The sequence below is a fragment of the Proteus vulgaris genome (genome assembly GCF_016239305.1).
Taxonomy (GTDB): domain Bacteria; phylum Pseudomonadota; class Gammaproteobacteria; order Enterobacterales; family Enterobacteriaceae; genus Proteus; species Proteus vulgaris_C.
In genome coordinates this window covers 34,484-56,563 of record NZ_JAEHOQ010000022.1, presented here as the reverse complement: position 1 = coordinate 56,563, position 22,080 = coordinate 34,484, and the positions used below count along the sequence as shown (strand labels likewise).

Sequence of the window (22,080 nt, the reverse complement as noted above, 5' to 3'; positions counted from 1 at the left end):
AAAAATGAAGAAAGCTATCTATAACCTAAACACTTTGCTGGCTACAGTATTTTTTAATCAATAGATTGTCTATGATAACCTTATATTTTTATCTAATAGACTGACTATCATGTCCTATATTTATTTTACAACGGTGTATTTTTACCGATTGTACTCAAGGTGGAATAATGCGGATCTTAATTATTGAAGATAATATCTTACTTCGTCATCACTTATCTGTGCAGTTTCGTGATGCAGGTCACCAAGTTGACGTAGCAGAAGACGCCAAAGAAGCAGATAGTTTTATAGCAGAAGGTACACCAGATGTTGCCATTGTGGATTTAGGATTACCAGATGAAGATGGCATTAGCCTTATTCGTAGATGGAGGGAAAATAATATCACCCTACCAATAATGGTCTTAACGGCACGAGAAAGTTGGCAAGAAAAAGTCTCCGCATTAAATGCGGGTGCTGATGACTATGTGACAAAACCTTTTCATTTTGAGGAAATTGTTGCACGTATTCAGGCATTAATGCGAAGGAACATGGGAATTGCATCACAAACACTCTCGATTGAACCTTTTGAGTTGGATTTGTCACGTAAAGAGTTCATGATTTCAGGCGAGCAAATTAAATTAACAGCATTTGAATATACGATCTTAGAAACATTAATGCGCAATCAAAACAAAGTTGTTAGCAAAGATGCATTGATGCGTCAGTTGTATCCTGATGCTGAATTAAAAGAAAGCCATACTATTGATGTATTAATGGGGCGATTACGTAAAAAAATCTTAGAAAAATACCCCGATGATGTTGTCGTGACAGTACGTGGACAAGGCTACCGTTTTGATATGAAACCTTAATATGCAAAAAAAACAGCGCTCTCCACTCTCATTACGAACACGATTTTTACTTGCAACGAGTGCTATTATTTTGGCTCTTACACTCTCTTATGGATTGGTTGCTATAGTTGGTTCTATTGTCAGTGTAGATAAAACCACTTTTATGCTGATGCGTAGTCAGAGTAATCTTTATTATAGCTTAGCTCAGTGGAATAAAGGTAAGCTGAATATTGAGTTTCCAACAAATCTGAATAATAACAATACATCGCTGGTGGTCGTTTTTGATGATAAAGGCAATGTCTTATGGACACCTTCTGACTTACCTGAAGCCATTCCTGATAGCATTAAACATAAATGGCGTCATGAGGAAGGGTTATTTGAAATTTCTGTTGATGTCAAAACAACTCGTTTAATGCTGCAACAGTTGCCTCAATACCGCGTTTATCTCAAACGTCTCGAAGAATATTCAAGTAACGAATTTTTAACTCACTCCGTGGTAATTAACCATTATCCTGCGGCTGATAATATGCCTTATATGGCAATCGCTGTTATCGATCCAATTCCTCAACGTATGCAAAAAGTCAGTCAGGTTTGGGACTGGTTTTTATATATTATTCTCGCTAATTTATTCTTAGTTGTACCTTTAATTTGGTTGGCTGCACATTGGAGCTTACGGCCTATCAAGCAAGTGATAGAACAAATCAGTGCATTAGAAAAAGGGACACGTAATGATTTAGATGAAAACCCACCAACAGAATTAAAAGGGTTAGTCCGAAATTTAAATGTGTTATTGCGTAATGAACGAAGCCGTTACAGTAAATATCGCACAAGTTTATCTGATCTTACTCACAGCTTAAAAACGCCACTTGCCGTATTACAATCAACATTACGCTCTTTGCGATCTGGTAAGCAAATGACGATAGAGCAAGCTGAACCTATCATGCTCGATCAAATAGAACGAATTTCACAGCAAGTCGGTTATTATCTGCATCGAGCATCTATTCATGGTGATCACGACATTACCACGCGAAAACTCCATTCACTGTCAGGGCTGTTAGATAATCTTTGTAGTGCATTAAATAAAGTTTATCAGTCAAAAGGCGTTGATTTAACACTCAATGTTTCACCTGAAATCATGTGGCTAGGTGAGAAAAATGATTTTATGGAAGTGATGGGTAATATTCTTGATAACGCCTGCAAATACTGCTTAGAATTTGTTGAAATCAATGTAAGCAATAATGAAAACAGCGTAATAATCATTGTTGATGATGATGGTCCCGGTGTCAGCCCTGAAAAAAGGGAAGCCATCTTCCAACGAGGAACTCGAGCAGATACTTTACGCCCAGGACAAGGTTTAGGATTATCTATTGCTGTTGATATTATTGAACAATATAGTGGCAAAATTAGCATAACAGATAGCCCTTTAGGAGGCGCGCGCATAATTGTCACTTTTGCAGAACAACAACTCACGACTTAGCGTGAATAACAATTCTTTATAAAAAACACTTTCTTATCAAATACTCCACTCTACACACTGTATTATGTATGATATCTACACAGTTATTACAGTGTTACTCGCTGTTACTCACATTGCTCAAAGGAATGTTTAGCAGGAAGTTAAAATTCATTATATTATGACTCCAGGCTTCCCGAATTCAGGATATACACAATGGACTATAAACTTAATTTAGATTGGCAATCATTTCTCGAAAGCCATTGGCAAAAACGCCCTTTATTAATTAAAAACGGCTTCTCACGTTTTGTTGATCCTTTATCTCCTGACGAACTTGCTGGTCTTGCAATGGAAGATGAAGTGGATAGCCGTCTTGTTAGTTGTCAAGACGGACAATGGGGAGTCAAACACGGGCCTTTTGAGCACTTCGAAGGACTTGGTGATAAAGACTGGTCTTTACTTGTACAGGCTGTCGATCACTGGCATTTTCCTAGTGCGGCATTAATGAAGCCATTTCGTGTATTACCCGATTGGCGCATTGATGATTTAATGATCTCTTATTCTGTTCCCGGTGGTGGTGTAGGCCCGCATCTTGATCAATATGATGTTTTTATTATTCAAGGACAGGGGCGTCGTCATTGGCGTGTGGGTGAAAAAATTCCGATGAAACAACACTGCCCTCACCCTGATTTACTTCAAGTGGATCCTTTTGAAGCCATTATTGATGAAGAATTAGAACCGGGTGATATTCTTTACATCCCACCTGGATTCCCACATGAAGGCTATGCGATTGAAGGATCGCTAAACTACTCTGTTGGTTTCAGAGCCCCTAATGCACGTGAACTTTTTAGTGGTTTTGCTGACTATGTGTTAGCTAACGATTTAGGTAGTTATCGTTATAGTGATCCTGATTTAACAGAGCGTGAAAATTCAGCATTAGTGCAACATCAAGAGTTAAATAAACTTCATGAAATGATGGAAGATTTACTAGCTCAACCAGAAGTATTCCGCCATTGGTTTGGTGAATTTATTTCTCAATCTCGCCATGAACTCGATCTTGCAGTTCCTGAGCCTTTATATGAAAACGCAGAAATTCATGATTTACTGCAACAAGGTGAACAGCTTCATCGTTTAAATGGCATTCGTGCACTGCGTGTTGGGGATAGCTGTTTTGTAAATGGTGAGTTAATAGATACTGATCATATTGAAGCAGCAGATGCGCTTTGCCAATATGATTATATTGATAAACAACACCTAGGTGAGGCGCTATCTGATCCGAAGTTTGTGCGTTTATTAACACACTTAGTTAATCAAGGCTATTGGTATTTTGAAGATTAATTACCACTAATTTTCATGATAAATTATAAAGCCCTGTCATGTTTGAACTGCACCCCAAAAGTTGGACACCAACTTTGGGGTGTTTTTTTATTATTAGATGTTTTAAAACATCTCTTATTCTAAAATTTAACGCATTAAATAATTTAACGATTCTTTTAAAAGTACTCTAGTATTATGAAAGAAAAAAGGAATAACGATAAAAAATGTACACTGTAAGAAAAAAAGTAATAATGTATGTTTGCTATTTGTTGCATAAAGAGAAAGTGAGATTAAAAAAGTCATCAGAAAATAGCTAAAAATAATAATAAATGATTGTTGCTCAGACTTTTTAATTACTTTCTTTTTATGAGAACTTAGTTGCTCTTCTATTACAGGTTTTAATAATTTTCCTGTTATGGTTTCCATTCAATATCCTTATATTATATATTTTCGTTTCATTACGATTATAAGAGATATTCAACAAGTTCAATCTACCAAAGAGTTATTAATATTAAGTCTATATTAAAAGTTTAATAATAAATAATAAGTAAGCCTATTATTATAAAATTATTTTATTTTTAATTAAATAAGTTCCCCTATAAAAACATTGTCTATTTTTCAGTCGTTTCTCCTATTTTATTTTATCAATATCTTCTAAGATAAATTTAGATTTTTACTGCTCCACTTCTTTTTTCGACAATGGAGTCGTCTATGAAAAAGTTTATTTTTTTAATCGCTGCGTTTATTTTACCGTCCATGGTATTTGCAAAAACAGTAGAAATAGCCAATGTGAAAGCACCACCAGCACAAACAGATATCATTTTTGTATTAGATAAAAGTGGTTCAATGCAAGGATATGAAAAAGATACTATTGGTGGATTCAATACCATTTTAGCTGAAAATAAAAATCGCCCAGAAAAAGTCTATATCACCACGATTTTATTTGATAGTAAGGCTAAAAAATTACATAACCGTATTGATATTAATAAGATTGAAGATTTAACTGCTAATGATTATTTTGCATCAGGTACTACCGCATTGTTAGATGCAGTGGGAAATGCGATCACTGAAGGAAATAAACCAAATTCACCTTATAAAAATGTTATGATGGTGATCATAACTGATGGTGAAGAAAATAGTAGCCGTGAATATTCGCTAGAAAAAGTAAAATCATTAATTACTTCAGCAGAAAAAGAGAAAAGTTGGGAATTTATCTTTTTAGGTGCTAATTTTGATGCGATAAGTGCTGCGGAAAGTATTGGTATTAAATCGTCTAACTCAACTCAATATATTCAAGATGCTAAAGGCTATGGAAATGCCTATGAATCGGTTAATAAAGCCGTTCAGTCTAAGATTGAAGGTAAAGAGTTAAATGAAGATTGGAAATCTTCTGTTGAGCAAGATTATAAAGAGCGTAAATAAGTCATCTAAGTTAACAATATAACTAAAAATAATAGCCGATATATCGGCTATTATTTTATTTTCTAAGTTCAATAAGCGATTAACTAATCACTTTTGCCTTTTCTCTTTCAGCCGTAATTTCAGCGATACGCATGATCACACTCACCGCAGCCTCCATTCCTTCTAAAGAGATAAATTCATGTTTACCATGGAAATTATAACCACCAGTAAAAATATTAGGGCAAGGTAATCCGCGATAAGAAAGCTGAGCACCATCTGTGCCACCACGGATAGGTTTGATGTTAGGTTCAATATCACAATCAATCATTGCTTGTTTTGCTATTTCAATAACATGCGGGAATTGAACAACTTTATCATGCATATTGTAATAACTATCATCAATAGTCAGCTCAATATAGCAATCAGGATGTAAGCCTTTACCTACTTTTTCAGCAATCGCAATCATATTCTGTTTGCGTTTTTCAAATAAGTTACGATTAAAATCACGGATAATATAATGCATCTCCGCCCTTTCTACCGTACCTTTAATACTTTGCAGATGGTAAAAACCTTCATAACCATCAGTATTTTCTGGTGTTTCATCAACAGGTAATTCTTGATGGATCCGAGAAGCTAGCCCTAATGCGTTTACCATCACCCCTTTTGCACTACCAGGGTGAACACTATTACCAACAATTTTAATATTCACTGATGCTGCGTTGAAGTTTTCATATTCCAGTTCGCCAACACCACCACCATCAACGGTATAAGCCCAACTTGCACCAAATGCTTTTAAATCTACATAATGTGCACCTCGGCCAATTTCTTCGTCAGGTGTGAACGCAATACGAATATCACCATGAGGTCGATTCGTTTCTTTCAAACGTACCATGGCGGTAATAATTTCAGCAATTCCTGCTTTATCATCAGCACCTAGTAAGGTTTTACCGTCTGTAGTGATTAATGTTTTACCAATCATGGAATGTAAGATTGGAAACATAACAGGTGATAACACTTCATCACCAATACCCAATGCAATATCACCGCCACGATAATCTTCAAGCACTTGTGGTTTTACATGCTTACCAGAAAAATCAGGCGCTGTGTCAAGATGCGAAATAAAACCAATTACAGGCACCGGCCAAGAAACATTGGATGGCAAACTTGCCATTACACATCCCTTGTCACTGAGTGTTACATCAGAAAAACCCAGTTTTTTTAATTCTTGTGCCAATGCCTTAGCCAGTTTTAGCTGACCATCACTGCTTGGTGACATTTTTGAAGATGGTTTTGATTGTGTATCAAAATTAATATATTCAAAAAAACGTTCTAATAATTTATCCATTTTGCCCCCTAAGATCTCTCTAATAACAATAATAGGGAACTCTATAAAATAATTATTGCGTCAAATCAGCTTTAGGATCATTAATTAATTCAAACAATTTATGAACATATTCATCAACAACCTGACTTGCTGGTCCATAATGTTTTTCTTCAAACTGGCTTTCAACCAAACTTGGCTCAAGATTTAGCTCAACAGTATGAGCGCCTGTTAGCCTAGCTTCATGCACAAACCCCGCAGCAGGATAGACATTACCAGAAGTACCGATAGAGATAAAAATATCAGCCTCAGCCAAAGCTCGATAAATCTCATCCATACCAATAGGCATTTCACCAAACCAGACGATATGTGGACGTAATGGTGATGGAAATTGGCAACAATGGCAGTGATCTGTTGTTTCTAAATCACCTTTCCATTCAAAAACTTGGCGGGATTGAGGGCAACGTACTTTTAATAATTCACCATGCATATGCAAAACATGCTGACTACCTGCTTTTTCATGTAAATTATCAATATTTTGCGTTACAAGAAGGAAGTTATCTTTACCTAAGCGTTGCTCAAGTTTCGCTAATGCATAATGCGCTTCATTCGGCTGAATTGTAGATTGTTGCAATTGGCGGCGGCGTTCATTATAAAACTGCTGAACTAATTGTGGGTTGCGTTGATAACCTTCAGGTGTTGCAACATCTTCAACGCGATGCTCTTCCCACAATCCATCTTCTGAACGAAATGTTTTAATTCCTGATTCAGCAGAAATGCCAGCCCCTGTTAATACGACAACTTTGGGTAAATTCATTTCATGTTCCGTTTTATGGGTGAGATGAAAATAACGACAACGTGAATGTTGTCTGCGTAAACTTTTGATCTTACGAAACTTCCTAAGCCGACGATGACGAAGTTTAAGTTTCATCATTACAATCCTTGGTTTTCAAGTTTAAATATCGCGTTTCTAACGTCACTATTTTAAGCGTTTTTTCTTCGTTGTATGTCAATAAACTTATTGTCCACTTAAAATTCTTGCAGGATCTAGTTTAGTGGCTCGACGAGCAGGATACCAACTTGCTATCAGGCTTAAGATCACAGTGGTGATAAATACAGAAAAAACATCAATCAAATGCACTTCTGAAGGGAGGAAATCGACAAAATAAACATCACCTGAAAGTACACTATGCCCTGTTAATGACTCAATAACAGAGATTAAAGGTGTTAAATTATAAGCCACTAGCACGCCAAAAATAACACCTGCAATACAGCCAATCATGCCTGATAATAAGCCGTACCATAAAAAGATATTACGAATATGACTATCACGTGCGCCGAGCGTACGTAAAATAGCAATATCACTGCTTTTATCTCTTACCGCCATAATCAGTGTTGAAACAATATTAAAACAAGCCACACCAATCACTAAGATCATGGATAAATACATAATGCTACGGATCATTTGAATATCACTATACATATAGCCATAGTCACTTATCCAACTTTTAGCATAAACATACTCTTCACTATTTAAACCCGCATTATGAATAATTTCATTAGCCAAAAATGGATCAACCGTTTTCACTTCAATCCCCGTAATACCTTGCCCGTAATCCATATATTGTTGAGCATCCGCTAAAGGAATTAATGCTAATTGGTGATCAAGCATTCCACTCAGTTTAAATATGCCACTGACTTGTAGGCGGATACGTTTAGGTTGTAATAGCTTAGTGGGATCATCATTATTTGGGATTAATACCGTTAACCAATCACCCTGTTTAAGTTTTAATGCATCTGCAACACCTTGCCCAATAATAATTTGTTGCTTACTGCCACGAAAATCTTGCCATGCATTGTTTTGTACATAACGAGGTAATAAGCTGATATCACCTTGTTTTTCAGGAGATACCCCCATGACTTGCACTGCTTTTAGTTCCGTACCTTTTTCTAACAATCCCGTTAATAAGATATACGGAGCTGCCGCGACAACCCCTGGTGTTTTTTCAATTCGAGGTAATGCCGATTGCCATTGTATAAATGGCTGTTCAACAGAGTAAATTTGTCCATGAGGAACGACAGATAAAATACGATTTTTTAATTCTCGTTCAAACCCATTCATGGCACTTAAGCCAATGATTAAAACAGCAACACCAAGCATAATACCCAATGTTGAAATAACCGAGATTAACGAAACCATTCCCGCACGTTTTCGCCCTCTTGAAAAACGTAAAGCGGTCACTAATGCAAGTGGCAATTGCGCCATTATTTCACTCCTGAAATCATGTTTTGTGGCTGTAATTGACCATCTTTCATTTCAAGTTGACGCTGAAAACGAGCTGCCAGTGATAAGTCATGCGTCACCACCAGAAAAGCTGTCTGCTTCTCTTTATTTAATTTAATCAATAACTCGAAAATACCTTCAGCGTTTTTCTGATCAAGGTTACCTGTTGGCTCATCGGCAAGTACCAATGCCGGATCATTAACCAATGCTCTTGCAATCGCAACACGTTGTCTTTCACCACCTGAAAGCTCTGAAGGACGATGATGAGCTCGCTCTTTTAAACCAACCGCTTCAAGCAAAGACATCGCTTTCTCTTTCGCCTTTACAACACTGCTCCCACCGATCATCAATGGCATTGCCACATTTTCAAGTGCAGTAAAATCCGGTAATAAGTGGTGGAATTGATAAATGAAACCCAGCTGTGTATTACGCAGATCGGCTTTTTCTGAAGAAGATAATGTATTGAGTGATTGCCCTTCAAAGAAGACTTCGCCAGATGTAGGTGAATCTAAGCCACCTAATAAATGCAATAAGGTACTTTTACCTGAACCTGAACTACCCACAATCGCTAAAAAATCACCTTTTTCCATTTTAAATGAAACCGATTTCAGCACCTGGGTTGAAATTGTACCGTCTTGGTATTGTTTACACAGAGCGTGACAATCCAATAAACAATTTTTGTCAATTTGCATGTTCTTTTCTGATGCCATTGGTTGTTTATTAATAGAAGAATTACTCATAACGTAGTGCCTCTGCCGGCTGAATAGTCGCGGCCCGCCAAGACGGGTATAAAGTCGATAAAAGGGAAATCACAATAGCAGCAAAGCCAATCATAAATACGCGTCCCCATTCAAGTGTTGCAGGTAATTCAACACCTTGTGGAATAAGTCCTACTGCCGGCATAATGGTATTTAACTGACTAGAGAGCAATGCACCTAAAAGTCCCCCAGCAACAGCACCTAACATACCTGCACCAGCACCTTGCAACATAAAAATAGACATAATCTGAGATCGCTTTAAGCCCATGGTTTGCAAAATAGCTACTTCACCTTGTTTTTCCATAACTAATAAAGAAAGTGAGGTAATAATATTAAAGGCGGCTACAGCAATAATTAAGCTTAATAATAATCCCATCATGTTTTTTTCCATTTTAACCGCCTGGAAAAATTCACCTTTACGTTCACGCCAATCTTTCCAGCTTAAATGTTCAGCTAAAGGTTGAGCACTGTATTTTTCAATATTGAGAGGATCAGAAAAGAAAAGACGCCATCCTGTAATATTACCTGGCTGATAACGCATTAAACGCGCTGCATCTTGTTGATTAACTAGAATTTGAGAGGCATCAGCATCCCCACCACTTTGGAAAACGCCTTTAACAGTAAATAATCGTTGGCTGGGTAATCTTCCCATTGGAGTGAGTTGACTGACACTCGGTACAATCAGACGGATTTTATCCCCTTCTTTAGCTTTCAATTGCTTAGCTAAGCCACTTCCTAAGATAACGCCATAGTCACCCGATTTGAGCATCGAGAAATCACCATAACGAATATGCTTTGTTAAGGGTTCATCTTGTGCTTTCTCAATTCCTAACATGACGCCAACGCTGATATTGTCTTTACTTTGTAAAACAACATCACCTTCTACTAAAGGGACAACGTTTATGATACCTTCTCGCGTCAGTAGATTTTCGGCTATATTTGATTGTCGGGGTAATTGCCCATTAGGTGATGTCACTATGGCTTGTGGAAGATAAGCAAGAATGCTTTCTTGCAATGAACGCTCAAAGCCATTCATGACAGAAGTCACTGTGATAAGCGCTGCTACACCTAACATGATCCCTAAAGCGGATAGCCATGAGACGAAGCGACCGAACTTATCGACCGCGCGACCCCGCATATAACGGAGCCCTATATAAAATGAGACAGAATTGTACATGAAATCTGTGCTGTTCCTGTTGCTAATGCGAAGTGTTCAGGGATAATAAAGGGTAGTCTTACTGAATGGAACCACTCTATTCCCAAACTGTGGTTTTTCTTTTATCTTAACCTGCCCGCCAGTTTAAGCTTTAGCGAGTACGCTGAAGATGTGTTGGGAGTTAACTACAACAAAGAGTTCACATTACACGCTTATGTCCTCAGAATATCGTTATCAACTTCCTATAAAACAAAGGGATACTCGCCAGCTAGGTCAACTGACTGGTGCCGCTTGTGCTCTAGAATGTGCAGAGATCATCAAACGTCATTCTGGATTAGTCGTCCTTGTTACTCGTGACATGCAAAATGCATTACGTTTACAAGATGAAATCCGTCAGTTTTGTGATTATCCAGTAGAGACATTATCGGATTGGGAAACGCTGCCTTATGACAGTTTTTCACCTCACCAAGAAATTATCTCAAACCGCCTTTCTACGCTATACCGTATTCCATCACTTCTCAAGGGAATTTTAATCTTACCCGTCAATACGTTAATGCAGAAAGTCTGTCCTACAGATTATCTCGCAAGTCATGCGTTGGTAATGCAAAAAGGAGAGATACTTTCTCGTGATAATTTACGTAAAACTCTCGATGAAGCTGGGTATCGCCATGTAGAGCAAGTATTAGAGCACGGTGAATATGCAACACGTGGTGCATTGCTTGACTTATTTCCTATGGGAAGTGAATTTCCTTATCGTATTGATTTTTTCGATGATGAAATTGATAGCCTGCGTACTTTTGATGTTGATACCCAAAGAACATTAATAGAAGTAGAACAAATAAATTTATTGCCCGCACACGAATTTCCTACAGATGCTAATGCGATTGAGCTCTTTCGTAGTCAGTGGCGTGAACGCTTTGATGTAAGACGTGATCCTGAACATATTTATCAGCAAGTCAGTAAACATATATTGCCTACGGGGATTGAATATTGGCAATCGCTGTTTTTTGAACAGCCTTTATCTAACTTATTTGCTTATTTTCCCAAAAACACTCTGATAGTAACGCAAGATCTTCAAGATTTTGCAGATAAATTCTGGCAAGACATCAATCAACGTTTCGAAAGCCGTCGAGTTGATCCAATGCGACCATTGCTTCCTCCTGATGATATTTGGCTTAACGTTGATAAATTTAATAAAGAGCTTAAACAATGGCCACGAATTCAACTTAAAACAGAAACATTGCCAGAGAAAGCAGGGCAAACTAATTTAGGTTATCAGCCACTTCCTGATTTATCGATCAACGCGCAAAGCAAATCCCCTTTAGACAATCTACGTCGATTCCAAGAACAATTTTCAGGTAGTGTAATTTTCTCTGTTGAGAGCGAAGGCCGACGTGAAACGGTACAAGAACTGTTATCACGGATAAAAATCGCACCCACACAGATCATTGAGTTATCAGACGCCCAAAAACAAAAAAAAGGATCTTATTTTATTATTGGTGCAGCTGAACATGGTTTTATTGATAGTCATCGTCAATTAGCCATGATCTGTGAAAGCGATATGTTAGGCGAGCGTATTAATCGCCGCCGTCAAGACAATCGCCGCGCAATTAATACCGATACCTTAATTCGTAACCTTGCTGAATTAAGCGTAGGGCAACCTGTTGTTCATCTTCAGCATGGTGTCGGACGCTATCAAGGTATGACGACCTTAGAAGCTGGTGGCGTGAAAGCTGAATATTTGATGTTAAGCTACGCAGGTAATGACAAGCTTTATGTCCCTGTTTCATCATTGCATTTAATCAGTCGTTATTCCGGTGGTGCTGATGAAAATGCCCCTTTACATAAATTAGGGGGCGACGCATGGATAAGAGCGCGTCAAAAAGCCGCTGAAAAAGTCCGTGATGTCGCGGCTGAGCTATTAGATGTTTATGCCCAGCGTGAAATAAAAACGGGTTTTGCCTTTAAAATGGATAAAGAGCAATATCACGCTTTTCGACAAAGCTTTCCTTTTGAAACCACCCCCGATCAAGAAACAGCTATCAATGCTGTATTAAGTGATATGTGCCAAGCCATTTCAATGGACAGATTAGTCTGTGGTGATGTTGGTTTTGGTAAAACAGAAGTGGCAATGCGCGCTGCATTTCTCGCGGTTAACAATAATAAACAAGTTGCGATTTTAGTCCCTACCACCCTATTGGCTCAGCAACATTTTGATAATTTCCGTGATCGCTTTGCTAATTGGCCCGTTAATATTGAGATGATCTCGCGTTTTCGTAGCGCAAAAGAACAGCAACAAATTACAGAAAAACTGGCTGAAGGTACCATTGATATCGTCATTGGTACACACAAATTACTACAACCTAGCATTCACTGGAAAGATTTAGGGCTACTCATTGTTGATGAAGAGCATCGCTTTGGCGTTCGCCACAAAGAGCGGATTAAAGCTATGCGTGCTAATGTGGATATTTTAACACTAACAGCAACACCTATTCCTCGTACATTAAATATGGCCATGAGTGGTATGCGTGATCTTTCTATTATCGCAACACCACCTGCACGCCGTTTATCCGTGAAAACCTTTGTACGGGAATATGATGATTTAGTAGTGCGTGAAGCCATCTTGCGTGAAACATTACGTGGTGGGCAAGTTTATTATTTGTATAACGATGTTGAAAATATTGAAAAAGCGCGCGAGAGACTGGCTACACTCGTACCTGAAGCACGTATTGGGATTGGCCATGGGCAAATGCGTGAACGTGAACTTGAACGTGTGATGAATGATTTCCATCATCAACGTTTTAATGTGTTACTTTGCACTACCATAATTGAAACAGGTATCGATATACCTAGCGCGAACACCATTATTATTGAGCGTGCCGATCACTTTGGTTTAGCACAATTACATCAGTTACGTGGTCGTGTAGGTCGTTCTCATCATCAAGCTTATGCTTATTTGTTGACACCACATCCTAAAGCCATGACAAAAGATGCTCATAAACGTTTAGAAGCGATTGCTTCACTGGAAGATCTGGGTGCAGGTTTCGCATTAGCGACACATGACTTGGAAATTAGAGGTGCGGGTGAATTACTTGGCGAAGAACAAAGCGGTCAAATGAATACCGTAGGCTTCTCACTTTATATGGAATTATTAGAAAGCGCAGTAGAAGCCCTTAAAGATGGCAGAGAGCCATCGCTTGAAGATCTCACTAACCAGCAAACTGAAATTGAATTAAGAATGCCTGTCTTATTGCCTGATGATTACATTCCAGATGTAAATGTCAGACTCTCATTCTATAAACGAATTGCAAGTGCGATTGATTTAAATGAACTTAATGATTTAAGAGCAGAATTAATCGATAGATTTGGTAAATTACCTGATGCGGGTCGTTATTTACTGCGTAATGCCGCTATTCGTTTAAATGCCATGAGCCTAGGTATTACTCGTATTGAAGCCTATGACAAAGGTGGATTTATTGAATTTGGTGAGAAAAATAAGGTTGATCCAGGCTATTTGATTAGCTTACTTCAAGAACAACCTGCAGTTTTCCGCTTAGATGGCCCATCTAAATTGAAGTTTATTATTGATTTGGCTGAACGTGAAAAGCGGCTCACTTTTATTGATGATATGTTAAGTGCATTCGATGATCATAAGATGAAATAACGCGGGAACTAACCGTTATTTAAGCTAATAAAAAGGCGTAACTGAAGTAATTTTTCCCTTCATTACGCCTTTTTATATTATTGGTATTAATCTTTACGGCAAGGGACTTTTTCATTCATTGAACAATAGGGCTCTTGTTCTAAAATCAACCTACCATCAGCATCTAAAGCAATAACTTCGCCAGGTTTAAACGTGGTGCGTACTTTACCCGGCGTGCCATCAATGGTGTAAAGCACATCATAACCTACAATTCTGCGCTCTTGTCGATAAATCGGAATACACTCTTTGAATTGAGGATAAGGGAAATTTGCAATATTACTGTTATTAAGTGCTTCAATCATGTAAAACACGCGACATTCTTGCTCTGCCGGATGAAATCGTGACAAATTTTCAGGTGTAAAAGGTGTTGGTAAACCGATTCGATGACAATATTCTTCTGTCACAAAAACTGTTGATTTAATCGGTGTAGCGGAAACGACATGAGCAAATTGAGGCTGGGGAAATACCCACCTCCACGAAATAAATAAAAGAATAGCTAATGCAATGATTAGTCCTATCAGTGTATACTTTCTGACATCAACACTCACTTTTACCCCTTTTTATTTGTTTTATCCTTAATTGCTACAGATGTGCAATACAAAGCCACTGTTTTACGATAACTGGCTAATATATTTAGTATTCAATAAATGAATTCTCTATCTGATAGCTTAATTCAACATCCATGCTGATTAACATAATAAGCAAACCACGTATTTATGACATGTTAAATACACCACTTATTTCTGTTTTAATTACCTAATTAAATAAATACCACCACTTTTTTAGGATTTATCTATTATATTAAGAGTGATCTTAATTTATTTTTCTGAAAAAATTGAAACCGTTATACTATTTATAATACATCATTATGATAACACGAGGTTAACAATTGTTACTTAGAAATATGTGGCATTTCATTTTAAATTCATATTTTAAAAATTATCTCCAAGGTTTATAAAAATATTTCAATCAATTAAAATTGAATAAAAATAACAAGTTAAACTTACCTTTAACCCTTTTCACTTATTATATTTATAATACGGATTAGAGAAATACCATAACATTTTATTTGATAAATTAATGAATTAAATATCATTTTTTATTTAAGAAAAATCTTAAATAATTTAGCATAATAACCAAAACAGATCCGACCTATAATATTACTCATTTAATCTTAATGATAAAATTATATTTACTATTGTCTTATTGAGCTTTAGAGTTATTGGTTATTTTTGATATAAATAGATAAATCATCTAGTCATTTATGCTAATATTATTTATCTTATTTGGATATTCTCATTTAATTATTTAATTTGAAAGAAAAAATAGATAAAAAACCCTCATATAATATGAGGGCTTAAAAAGATAACTTTTGTCTTACCTGCAAAGCAAAAGATAAATTAATGAAGTTTTAGCTTAGGTCTGATCACTCTGTTGATAGAGCCAACCAACATCATAAGTCCTGTTTTGATATAACCATGTAATGCAATTTGGTGCATTCGATATAAAGAGATGTAAACAATTCGAGCAATTCGTCCTTCGATCATCATGTCACCTTTCATCAAATTGCCCATTAAACTTCCGACTGTACTGAATTTAGAAAGAGAAACTAATGAACCGTGATCGGTAAATACATAATCTTTTAACGGCTTGTTTTTTAACATTGCGATAATATTACTGTAACAGCGACTCGCCATTTGATGTGCGGATTGTGCTCTTGGCGGAACAAAACCACCTTCTTTACGAGGGCATGATGCACAGTCACCGATAGCAAAAATAGACTCATCTAAAGTTGTTTGCAAAGTCGGTTTAACAACTAATTGATTGATACGATTTGTTTCTAGACCTGCAATCTCTTTCATAAAATCAGGTGCTTTAATACCGGCCGCCCACACCATTAAGTCAGCATCAATATGCTCACCTTCTTTAGTGTTTAATCCACCTTCATCTGCACTTGTGACCATGGTTTTGGTCATGACTCGCACACCTAATTTTGTTAATTCATGATGTGCTGCGCTCGAAATGCGTACTGGTAATGCAGGAAGAATTCGCTCCCCTGCTTCAACTAAAGTGATATTTAACGCGGAGGGGGCTAATTTTTTTAATCCATAACTATTTAGTTGGCGCACTGCATTGTGTAATTCAGCAGAAAGTTCAACTCCCGTTGCACCACCACCAACAATAGCGATATTCACTTTGCGATCTTCAGCTTGTGCATTAGCGTCAGCTGAATATTTTAAGAATAAATTCAGCATTTCATTATGAAAACGATGGGCTTGTTGCGGGCTATCTAAGAAAATACAGTTTTCTTTAATACCCGGAGTACCAAAATCATTCGATTTACTGCCTAATGCCATGACTAAAATATCATAATCAAGCGTGCGTTCAGGGACGAGCAACTCTTGGTCTTCATCATAGATAGCTGCTAATGTAATATTTTTTTGTTCGCGATCAAGCCCCATGAGCGAGCCTAATTGAAAGTTGAAATGATGGTTATAACCATGAGCTAAATAGCTCAGTGCATCAACTCCATCGTCTAAAGAGCCTGTCGCTACTTCATGTAATAACGGTTTCCATAAATGGCTATTATTACGATCAACTAAGGTAATTTCTGCTTTTTTGCTGCGGCCTAATTTATTGCCTAATTTTGTCGCAAGTTCCAAGCCACCAGCGCCACCACCGACAATAACAATTTTTTTTAATGACATTTAACGTCACTCCATAAAGATATTTACTGTTGTTATTTAAATAGCCTTGGTGAAATCTACTTATATAACGACAGTTAAATCGTTTCGGCTGTTATTTTTGTTCTTAAACAAATTAACTGGAAAGATGGTCATACCAAAGTTGATTTATATCAAAAATAGTTGAATATTCATATCTCTTTTTTGAAGAAATCGACGTTAACAAACCTTTTATTGATGATAAAACGACCACCTCAATGGTGTGAGTAACGGAATTTTTAAATAAATACAATGAGTTAGAGAATGAAAGAGAAGTTGGCGTAATAAAACAGAACAGTATCATTAGATGATGAAAGTCTCATCTTAAAATAATCGTTCTAAAATCGAAGGAAACAAGAAGTAGATGAAAACCTTAGGCGGGTAGAAATAAAAATGGATGGAAAAACCACCCATTTTTTAGAAACAATCTTAATCTAAGATTTTGCTATTAAATGCTTTAATTTTAAATAGATGCTCAGAGAGACTCTTGAATTTATGCGTCTGTACTTCATCCCAAATCACAGAATAATAAGGTGATAATTCATCAGCAGAACGCTGGTTATCTAAAATCTCATCATTGCGGGATAAAATCACTAAAGCATTATCTTTATTTTTAGAACGAAAATCTTTAATACATTTCGTTGCGATATCTAGATATTCTTCAGGCCTGTCTATCTTATCAACCATATTTTCATAAGGAAAAAGATTAGGGTTAATCATTACCTGACGAATATTACATAAGAAACCAATACGCTCTGCCCAATATCCCCCTAACCCAACACCGCAAATTAATACGGGCTCTTTAGTGGATTTAATCACTTTATCCGTTTCTTTCAGTAAATGTTGCATATCATGACGAGGATGCAAGGTACTGTAACTTAAAAAACGAACGTCAGGATCAATAAACTGTAGCTGTAAAACCTTCTCATGATTTCCAGGACTTGTGGAATCAAAACCATGTAAATATATAATCATGCGCGCTCCTGCCATTGCTCCTGTAATTGGGTCAGCAACTGATTCGCTTTTTTCCAGCGATCAGAAGTTTGTAGCTCACTCAATGTGTAACGACCACGGTGATGGTACAATGTGGAAATACGTTCTGCTTTGACTGAGGACAGGTTATCTAACACACTCACAGCCCCTTTTCGGTTATTACACACTAAAAGCATATCACACCCCGCATCAAGGGATCGCTGTGCTCTTTCTGCGTAACTCCCCATAATAGCAGCACCTTCCATGGATAAATCATCAGAGAAAATAACACCTTGGAAGCCAAGTTGTTCTCGTAGAATTGATTTCAACCAGTAGGATGAGCCACTTGCTGGGCGATCATCAACCTGAGAATAGATAACATGGGCTGGCATAATTGCATCTAACAATTGACGCTGAATAAAATCTTTAAAAATTGACATATCACGTTGGCGAATATCATTTAAAGAGCGATCGTCACGAGGAGTTTCTTTGTGAGAATCAGCTCTTACTGCACCATGTCCTGGAAAGTGTTTACCTGTTGATTTCATGCCCGCTGAACGCATGCCTTTAATAAAGCTTTCTGCCATTGTCATCGCAATCTCAGGAGAGTCATGGAAAGAGCGCTCACCAATCGCAATACAGTTATGACCTAAATCGAGAACAGGCGCAAAACTGATATCAATATCCATAGCAATCATTTCTGATGCCATTAACCATCCTGCTTCTTGTGCTAAATGGCTAGCTTGATAGCTTTCATTTAATGCTGCATAGGATTGTGCCGCTGGTATCCGTGTAAAACCATCTCGGAATCGTTGTACCCGCCCACCTTCTTGGTCAACGGCAATCACAAGGCGTTCATGAGATGCGTCACGAATTTGACGAACTAATTCATTTAATTGTTCAGCATCGTGGAAGTTGCGGGTAAAAAGGATTAATCCACCGACAAGAGGATGCTTTAAAATTTCACGCTCTTCACTATCGAGTTCATATCCTTCAACATCAAGCATTACTGGACCCATAACATTCCTCTCTTTGTAATTGTGACAAGATAATGTCTTTAATTCGTCAGACTAAAATAACGACGTAAAGGTTCAGACATTATTAAAAATGATCCATCTTTTGTTTGTTGCCAACGGACTTCATACCACATTAGCATCATATAAAAAATGAATGGTTCTCTTGAAAGAATACACCTTCTTAATTCTCTGACAGAATAAGAGCAAACCTCTTTTTGCTCTGTATAATGATAATGATACGAACAATAATAATCCAAAAATGTCGTTTTTTGCGTTTCATCTAATTGATTTGTGGCAAAGAACGTCATTAATGAATCAGCCGTATCAATATCTGCTGCATATTCCCAATCAATAAATTTTATACCTGAATCACTAAGAAGAATATTCTCAACGTGCAAATCCATGTGAGCTGGCGCGTATTTTATGAGATTTCGTTGAGGTTGACGTAAAAAATGTTGTTGTAATCGTAACCATTTAGCAGATAACCGTTTTCTATCGATCCGTTGCCAATAAAGGGATAACTCATGGTTTAAATTAAGAGGGAAACCAAATGGTGTTTGCTGATGTAACGTTGCTATTTTTTCAGCTAATGGCTTTAAATAGGCGCTAAAAAGTAATTGATGGGTAAGATGTTCACCAGGTAACCAATGAAGAAAAAACCATTCTCCATAGCGTGTTGCAACTTCAGGGGACAAATCAAAACCTGCCAGCTGTTTTAAAATGGCATATTCTTTTCTTCCGTGTACATAAAGTCCTTTTTTTTCATCTCCGTAGTAACGAGCAATCCAATCAATATCAGCATATTGCACACGAAAAGAACCACCGCCTAATCCTGTTAATGCTGTTATCCTCCATTTACTTAATGCCGTTGCAGGAAAAAGGGTTTGCAAGGCATTAAGTAAACTTGAGCCATACCGATCACTCAACCTTATTGCGTCCATTCCAAAGAATTTCGCCAGAAGAAACCGACATTAATTGCATACTAATAACACGGTTATCTTTTTTGCCATCAACAGTTGAGAATAAAATATAATCTGCTTTTAAATGACGCGCTAATCCAATAGCTGCACTACGAAGACCTAAACTGTCTTCTCCTGATAAGCCGAGTGCTTTTCGTGCTGACATCATTTGTGCGTAAGGTACAGTTTGCAGTGCACTAATACTATTAACTGATTCTATAATTGTATTGGTTGCATTTACTGCTTGGATATTTCCACCCGAGTTGTTTTTGACATTATCAATAACAATTAGCTTACCCGTTTCTAAATCGTCAGTGACCGCCATCTCTCTAATTAAAGGTGTGACTACATTATTCCAATTAATACTAGTAATTTTAGGGGGTGTTGGCACTACTTCAATCGGTGGCTCTATGGGTTTAGGTTGTTCAACCGGCTCTGTGGGTGTAACCGGCTCTACAGGTACAGGCGGTTGTTGTGGCAACATAGACGGACAACCTGCTAATAAAAATACAGACATCGCCACAAATAGAAGTCTTTTCATACTCGCGTTACCTTATCCTAAGTAAAAAGATAAACTCTGACATAACTAATGGTTTTATCTGGAACATCAGCGCTAATTTCAGTATCTCCATCACCAAGAATAGTCACATCATTTACATGTCCTGCAGGAGATACTTCAAGCCCTTGTTCGTTATACCAGTAAAAGCGATAGCGAATTGAAACAGGGTAAGATTGTGTATTTGACAACATAACTGTCGCTCTTGTGCCGTTAGTATGGTGTTCAAGGGCCGGTTGTCCCGCCACAACTCCCACAGCTAAGACCGATGGCTCCATAATAATGGCCTGTTGACGATTAAAATAGAGTTTATTATCTGAATGAGATGATAAACACCCAGAGAGCAATGTCGTCATACACATAGCGATAAGTAATGAGTAAATAACCTTACCTTGTCTTATCATGTATTACTTCCTGTCATCTCGCTTTTAGCATCATACCGATTATTGGCTTAATAATGGCCCTAATGGTTTTCCACCCAATAAATGCATGTGAATATGGAAAACTTCTTGTCCGCCATGTTTATTACAGTTCATCACTAGGCGATAACCATCTTCAGCAATACCTTCTTGTTGAGCAATTTTAGCAGCAACAACAAACAGGTGTTCTAACACTTGTTCATCTTCAACAGTAACATCATTTACCGTAGGAATAAGTTTATTAGGAATAATCAAAATATGCGTAGGCGCTTGTGGCGAAATATCACGAAATGCAGTGACTTTATCATCCTGAAAAACAATGTTAGCCGGTATTTCACCACGAATAATTTTACTGAAAATTGTTTCTTCTGCCATTTCCATCACCTTATTATTTATTTTAATTTCTGATTAATTCAATTAAGCAGGTAAGTTTTGAATATGAAAGAGCTTAGCAAAATTGCGCGTTGTTTGTTGTGCTAACTCTTCAACACTCACCCCTTTTAATACAGCCATATACTCCGCAACATCACGAACATAAGCAGGTTGATTTTCTTTGCCGCGATGAGGAACTGGCGCTAAATATGGGGAATCTGTTTCAACTAAAATTCTATCAAGAGGAACAATACGTGCAGCCTCTCTAATTTGTTCCGCATTTCTAAATGTTACAATACCAGAAAAAGAGATATACATTCCAAGATCGAGTAATGCTGTTGCCGTTTCTTTATCCTCTGTAAAGCAATGCAATACACCACCACAATCTTGCACTTTCTCCTCTTTTAAAATCGATAACGTATCTTCGCGTGCGCTACGTGTATGTACGATAATAGGTTTGTTAACTTGTCGGCCAATACGGATATGTTCACGGAAAATTTCACGTTGTAATGTCGCATTTTCTTGTTGGTAATAGTAATCTAGTCCTGTTTCACCTAAAGCCACAACATCAGGCGTAGCAGCTAAGCGCGCTAATTCTTCAACGTCGTAGCCTTCGTCTAAATTCAAGGGATGAATACCACAAGAGAATGCAATATTTTCACGTTTGCCGATAAGTTCACGCATATTTTTGAAACCCGGCAATGTTGTTGCTACAGCTAACATATATTGAACATCACGCTGCTGTGCTTTTTCGACAACATCATCAATATTTTCATGTAGTTTTTCATAATCTAAGCTGTCGAGATGGCAGTGTGAATCAACTAAAAACATAACGTACTCTCATTTATC

20 protein-coding genes are annotated in these 22,080 nt (G+C 37.3%); 5 read left to right on the top strand and 15 right to left on the bottom strand.

Features of this window, described 5'->3' with window-relative positions; translation table 11 throughout:
- The first annotated feature begins 167 nt into the window (after window positions 1-167).
- The 3 genes from phoP to JEP40_RS15140 all read left to right on the top strand — a co-directional run bounded on the left by phoP (window position 168) and on the right by JEP40_RS15140 (window position 3,612).
- Window positions 168-842: a two-component system response regulator PhoP gene (gene phoP, locus JEP40_RS15150; protein ID WP_232799316.1), complete on the top strand. Its 675-nt coding sequence runs from the start codon at window positions 168-170 to the stop codon at window positions 840-842.
- 1 nt (window position 843) lies between these two features.
- Window positions 844-2,298, top strand: a complete 1,455-nt coding sequence (gene phoQ / locus JEP40_RS15145) for a two-component system sensor histidine kinase PhoQ (protein ID WP_198624207.1) — start codon at window positions 844-846, stop codon at window positions 2,296-2,298.
- Window positions 2,299-2,490: 192 nt separating this feature from the next.
- On the top strand, window positions 2,491-3,612 hold the full coding sequence (locus JEP40_RS15140) for a cupin domain-containing protein (protein WP_198624206.1): 1,122 nt from the start codon (window positions 2,491-2,493) through the stop codon (window positions 3,610-3,612).
- A 126-nt stretch (window positions 3,613-3,738) separates the two neighbouring features.
- Here the strand turns inward: JEP40_RS15140 and JEP40_RS15135 are convergent, their stop codons facing one another.
- Window positions 3,739-4,017 carry a hypothetical protein gene (locus JEP40_RS15135; RefSeq protein ID WP_198624205.1) on the bottom strand — a complete coding sequence of 93 codons (279 nt, stop codon included), beginning with the start codon at window positions 4,015-4,017 and terminating at the stop codon, window positions 3,739-3,741.
- 273 nt (window positions 4,018-4,290) lie between these two features.
- Here JEP40_RS15135 and JEP40_RS15130 point away from each other — a divergent pair, with 273 nt between their 5' ends.
- Window positions 4,291-5,013, top strand: a complete 723-nt coding sequence (locus JEP40_RS15130) for a vWA domain-containing protein (RefSeq protein WP_420094342.1) — start codon at window positions 4,291-4,293, stop codon at window positions 5,011-5,013.
- Between the two features lie 79 nt (window positions 5,014-5,092).
- On the opposite strand, the gene pepT is transcribed toward JEP40_RS15130, so the two are convergent.
- From pepT to lolC, 5 genes are all read right to left on the bottom strand, one after another.
- Window positions 5,093-6,337, bottom strand: coding sequence for a peptidase T (gene pepT, locus JEP40_RS15125; protein ID WP_198624204.1), 1,245 nt, complete (start codon window positions 6,335-6,337; stop codon window positions 5,093-5,095).
- A 52-nt stretch (window positions 6,338-6,389) separates the two neighbouring features.
- Window positions 6,390-7,247 carry a Sir2 family NAD+-dependent deacetylase gene (cobB, locus tag JEP40_RS15120; protein ID WP_198624203.1) on the bottom strand — a complete coding sequence of 286 codons (858 nt, stop codon included), beginning with the start codon at window positions 7,245-7,247 and terminating at the stop codon, window positions 6,390-6,392.
- A gap of 84 nt (window positions 7,248-7,331) precedes the next feature.
- Window positions 7,332-8,579: a lipoprotein-releasing ABC transporter permease subunit LolE gene (gene lolE, locus JEP40_RS15115; RefSeq protein ID WP_198624202.1), complete on the bottom strand. Its 1,248-nt coding sequence runs from the start codon at window positions 8,577-8,579 to the stop codon at window positions 7,332-7,334.
- A complete protein-coding gene (gene lolD / locus JEP40_RS15110) occupies window positions 8,579-9,289 on the bottom strand; it encodes a lipoprotein-releasing ABC transporter ATP-binding protein LolD (RefSeq protein WP_232799319.1) in 711 nt (236 codons plus the stop codon). The genes lolE and lolD overlap by 1 nt, the downstream gene beginning before the upstream one ends.
- Before the next feature lie 40 nt (window positions 9,290-9,329).
- Window positions 9,330-10,532 carry a lipoprotein-releasing ABC transporter permease subunit LolC gene (lolC, locus tag JEP40_RS15105; protein WP_198624201.1) on the bottom strand — a complete coding sequence of 401 codons (1,203 nt, stop codon included), beginning with the start codon at window positions 10,530-10,532 and terminating at the stop codon, window positions 9,330-9,332.
- A gap of 193 nt (window positions 10,533-10,725) precedes the next feature.
- On the opposite strand from lolC, the gene mfd reads away from it, so the two are divergent.
- Window positions 10,726-14,175 (top strand): transcription-repair coupling factor, encoded by a 3,450-nt coding sequence (gene mfd, locus JEP40_RS15100; protein WP_198624200.1) that lies wholly within the window; start codon window positions 10,726-10,728, stop codon window positions 14,173-14,175.
- Between the two features lie 86 nt (window positions 14,176-14,261).
- On the opposite strand, the gene umoD is transcribed toward mfd, so the two are convergent.
- The 9 genes from umoD to JEP40_RS15055 form a co-directional block, all read right to left on the bottom strand.
- Entirely contained in the window at window positions 14,262-14,762 is a 501-nt protein-coding gene (gene umoD / locus JEP40_RS15095) for a flagellar biogenesis regulator UmoD (protein ID WP_198624199.1), read from the bottom strand.
- 852 nt (window positions 14,763-15,614) lie between these two features.
- Complete coding sequence (locus JEP40_RS15090) at window positions 15,615-16,922, bottom strand: NAD(P)/FAD-dependent oxidoreductase (protein ID WP_198624198.1); 1,308 nt, start codon at window positions 16,920-16,922, stop codon at window positions 15,615-15,617.
- Window positions 16,923-17,366: 444 nt separating this feature from the next.
- Window positions 17,367-17,912, bottom strand: coding sequence for an alpha/beta hydrolase YcfP (gene ycfP / locus JEP40_RS15085; RefSeq protein ID WP_198624197.1), 546 nt, complete (start codon window positions 17,910-17,912; stop codon window positions 17,367-17,369).
- A complete protein-coding gene (nagZ, locus tag JEP40_RS15080; RefSeq protein ID WP_072069890.1) occupies window positions 17,909-18,928 on the bottom strand; it encodes a beta-N-acetylhexosaminidase in 1,020 nt (339 codons plus the stop codon). Before nagZ ends, ycfP begins: the two co-directional genes overlap by 4 nt.
- A 38-nt stretch (window positions 18,929-18,966) precedes the next feature.
- Window positions 18,967-19,866, bottom strand: a complete 900-nt coding sequence (locus tag JEP40_RS15075; protein ID WP_198624196.1) for a phosphotransferase — start codon at window positions 19,864-19,866, stop codon at window positions 18,967-18,969.
- Entirely contained in the window at window positions 19,844-20,425 is a 582-nt protein-coding gene (locus tag JEP40_RS15070; RefSeq protein WP_198624195.1) for a penicillin-binding protein activator LpoB, read from the bottom strand. The genes JEP40_RS15075 and JEP40_RS15070 overlap by 23 nt, the downstream gene beginning before the upstream one ends.
- Window positions 20,426-20,442: 17 nt before the next feature.
- The gene (locus JEP40_RS15065; protein ID WP_198624194.1) at window positions 20,443-20,844 is read right to left on the bottom strand and encodes a YcfL family protein; all 402 of its coding nucleotides are present in this window, start codon (window positions 20,842-20,844) and stop codon (window positions 20,443-20,445) included.
- Between the two features lie 39 nt (window positions 20,845-20,883).
- Window positions 20,884-21,234 (bottom strand): purine nucleoside phosphoramidase, encoded by a 351-nt coding sequence (hinT, locus tag JEP40_RS15060; protein WP_198624193.1) that lies wholly within the window; start codon window positions 21,232-21,234, stop codon window positions 20,884-20,886.
- Between the two features lie 42 nt (window positions 21,235-21,276).
- Window positions 21,277-22,062, bottom strand: coding sequence for a metal-dependent hydrolase (locus JEP40_RS15055; protein ID WP_198624192.1), 786 nt, complete (start codon window positions 22,060-22,062; stop codon window positions 21,277-21,279).
- Window positions 22,063-22,080 lie beyond the last annotated feature (18 nt).

What these genes read in the sequence shown, in the direction of transcription:
- JEP40_RS15090 (WP_198624198.1), bottom strand. Translation starts at nt 16,922, where the DNA reads ATGTCATTAAAAAAAATTGTTATTGTCGGTGGTGGCGCTGGTGGCTTG.
- lolD (WP_232799319.1), bottom strand. Translation starts at nt 9,289, where the DNA reads ATGCAAATTGACAAAAATTGTTTATTGGATTGTCACGCTCTGTGTAAA.
- JEP40_RS15055 (WP_198624192.1), bottom strand. Translation starts at nt 22,062, where the DNA reads ATGTTTTTAGTTGATTCACACTGCCATCTCGACAGCTTAGATTATGAA.
- cobB (WP_198624203.1), bottom strand. Translation starts at nt 7,247, where the DNA reads ATGATGAAACTTAAACTTCGTCATCGTCGGCTTAGGAAGTTTCGTAAG.
- ycfP (WP_198624197.1), bottom strand. Translation starts at nt 17,912, where the DNA reads ATGATTATATATTTACATGGTTTTGATTCCACAAGTCCTGGAAATCAT.
- lolC (WP_198624201.1), bottom strand. Translation starts at nt 10,532, where the DNA reads ATGTACAATTCTGTCTCATTTTATATAGGGCTCCGTTATATGCGGGGT.
- JEP40_RS15075 (WP_198624196.1), bottom strand. Translation starts at nt 19,866, where the DNA reads ATGGACGCAATAAGGTTGAGTGATCGGTATGGCTCAAGTTTACTTAAT.
- JEP40_RS15065 (WP_198624194.1), bottom strand. Translation starts at nt 20,844, where the DNA reads ATGATAAGACAAGGTAAGGTTATTTACTCATTACTTATCGCTATGTGT.
- lolE (WP_198624202.1), bottom strand. Translation starts at nt 8,579, where the DNA reads ATGGCGCAATTGCCACTTGCATTAGTGACCGCTTTACGTTTTTCAAGA.
- mfd (WP_198624200.1), top strand. Translation starts at nt 10,726, where the DNA reads ATGTCCTCAGAATATCGTTATCAACTTCCTATAAAACAAAGGGATACT.
- hinT (WP_198624193.1), bottom strand. Translation starts at nt 21,234, where the DNA reads ATGGCAGAAGAAACAATTTTCAGTAAAATTATTCGTGGTGAAATACCG.
- pepT (WP_198624204.1), bottom strand. Translation starts at nt 6,337, where the DNA reads ATGGATAAATTATTAGAACGTTTTTTTGAATATATTAATTTTGATACA.
- phoQ (WP_198624207.1), top strand. Translation starts at nt 844, where the DNA reads ATGCAAAAAAAACAGCGCTCTCCACTCTCATTACGAACACGATTTTTA.
- phoP (WP_232799316.1), top strand. Translation starts at nt 168, where the DNA reads ATGCGGATCTTAATTATTGAAGATAATATCTTACTTCGTCATCACTTA.
- nagZ (WP_072069890.1), bottom strand. Translation starts at nt 18,928, where the DNA reads ATGGGTCCAGTAATGCTTGATGTTGAAGGATATGAACTCGATAGTGAA.
- JEP40_RS15135 (WP_198624205.1), bottom strand. Translation starts at nt 4,017, where the DNA reads ATGGAAACCATAACAGGAAAATTATTAAAACCTGTAATAGAAGAGCAA.
- JEP40_RS15070 (WP_198624195.1), bottom strand. Translation starts at nt 20,425, where the DNA reads ATGAAAAGACTTCTATTTGTGGCGATGTCTGTATTTTTATTAGCAGGT.
- JEP40_RS15140 (WP_198624206.1), top strand. Translation starts at nt 2,491, where the DNA reads ATGGACTATAAACTTAATTTAGATTGGCAATCATTTCTCGAAAGCCAT.
- JEP40_RS15130 (WP_420094342.1), top strand. Translation starts at nt 4,291, where the DNA reads ATGGAGTCGTCTATGAAAAAGTTTATTTTTTTAATCGCTGCGTTTATT.